Origin of the sequence: Rhizobium sp. WYCCWR 11146 (assembly GCF_013591995.1) — a bacterium.
GTDB classification, from domain to species: domain Bacteria; phylum Pseudomonadota; class Alphaproteobacteria; order Rhizobiales; family Rhizobiaceae; genus Rhizobium; species Rhizobium indicum.
Genome location: NZ_JACCEY010000033.1, coordinates 19,543 through 21,264 on the forward strand (window position 1 = coordinate 19,543; position 1,722 = coordinate 21,264).

Below are 1,722 nucleotides of genomic sequence, written 5' to 3' on the forward strand. Positions count from 1 at the left end.
ACTCGAGCTCAAAGCCCGCAAGGCCGGCCATTGGCCGGTCGCCGGCGCCGATGAGGCAGGCCGCGGGCCGCTGGCCGGGCCTGTCGTCGCTGCCGCCGTCATCCTCGATCCGAAGCGCATCCCTGAGGGTCTGAACGATTCCAAGCAGCTTTCGGCGCAACGGCGCGAGGAACTGTTCGTGCAGATTCTGGCGACTGCGACCGTCTCCATCGCCTCCTCCAGTTCGACGCGCATCGACGAGACGGATATCCGCAAGGCAAGCCTCGACGCCATGCGCCGGGCCATCTGCAGCCTCTCCGTTCCGGCCAGCTACGTGCTGACCGACGGGCTCGACGTGCCGCCCGGCCTCGACTGCCCCGGACAGGCCGTGGTCAAGGGCGATGCCCGCTCGGTCTCGATCGCCGCCGCCTCGATCGTCGCCAAGGTGACGCGTGACCGGATGATGGCGCGGGCCCATCATGTATTTCCGGATTACGGTTTTGCAGCGCATGTGGGTTACGGCACGGCGCAACACCGTGCCGGCATCGAGAGGCACGGCCCTTGTTCGCTCCACCGGATGAGCTTCAGGCCGTTGCGCAAGACCGAGGATGGTCCCGAGACGGACGAGCTGCTTTCCGAGTAGGGTCACCCAAGGAAAAGACGGGCAAACGAAAAGGCCCGGACATGCCCTGTGAAAGGGGCGCGCGAGGAACGGAGAGGTCGCGGCATGTCCTCTTCTCCCCTCGGGGAGAAGGTGCCGGCAGGCGGATGAGGGGGCCGCACGGCACATCCGCCCCATTATCCTATCCGCCGCGCCACGGGTACCTGAACCTAGTCGAGAGCGCGGTCGAAGCTCGTATGGGCGTTGCTGGGGAAAGACCGGCTTCGCCGGCCCCCTCATCCGCCCTACGGGCACCTTCTCTCCGCTGGGGAGAAGAAGGAATCGAGACGTCGCGGCATGTCCCTTCGCCCTGTTTACGACGGTTCGGAGGACGGCACGAGACACGTGGTTCGACCCAGGCGAAGGTGGCAATGCAGGATCAACGGCACCACATTGTCCTCGGCACGAGGCCGAGTAAAGACCAAGCCTTGCCAACAAAGAAAAGGCCGGGACATGCCCGGCCTTCCCTCTCAATCTTTTTCGAAGCTGCTCAGTTCAGCCGCGTCTTGACCTGGCCGACAGCATTGCCGAAGAGCTCAGACTGGATCTTGGCGTCGGCCCGCTTGGCAAGCACGGTTTCAGCGGCCGCGATCGCGAGATCGACAGCGGCGGAACGCACCGCCTTCATCGCCTCGACCTCGGCCTGCTTGATCTTCTGCTCGGACAGCGCCGTGCGGTTGGCGACGAATTCTTCCGTCTTCTTCTTAGCCTCAGTGGTCAGCATTTCGGCTTCGCGCTCAGCGGCGGCAACGATGTGGGCCGCTTCGGCTTCCGCTTCCTTGCGCTTGCGCTGGTATTCAGCGAGCAGGTGCTGAGCCTCCTCACGCAGGCGCTTGGCTTCGGCCAATTCGTTGCGGATCTGGTCGGCGCGGTCGTCGAGCGACCGTGCCAACATGCCCGGAACCTTCAGGTAAACGACCAGCGCCAGGAAGAGGACGAGGCCGACAAAGGCGAAGAAAGTCGCGTCAAAGGCAAATTCCATCGATCAAGCCTCCTTCTTGGCAGCCGCGACGGCGGCGGCGACATCGGCCTTGGCGACGGTGCCGCCGATCAGCTGATCGACCACGGCAGCCGCCGTTTCC

2 protein-coding genes and 1 pseudogene are annotated in these 1,722 nt (G+C 64.6%); 1 reads left to right on the plus strand and 2 read right to left on the minus strand.

Features of this window, described 5'->3' with window-relative positions:
• Positions 1-622: ribonuclease HII (locus HX899_RS26695; protein ID WP_181293793.1), on the plus strand; the 622-nt coding region annotated here is incomplete at its 5' end.
• A 508-nt stretch (positions 623-1,130) separates the two neighbouring features.
• On the opposite strand, the gene HX899_RS26700 is transcribed toward HX899_RS26695, so the two are convergent.
• Both HX899_RS26700 and HX899_RS35255 read right to left on the minus strand, forming a co-directional pair.
• Positions 1,131-1,622 carry a F0F1 ATP synthase subunit B gene (locus HX899_RS26700; protein WP_171599097.1) on the minus strand — a complete coding sequence of 164 codons (492 nt, stop codon included), beginning with the start codon at positions 1,620-1,622 and terminating at the stop codon, positions 1,131-1,133.
• A 3-nt stretch (positions 1,623-1,625) separates the two neighbouring features.
• Positions 1,626-1,722 (minus strand): annotated as a pseudogene (locus HX899_RS35255) (F0F1 ATP synthase subunit B'); the annotation flags it as partial.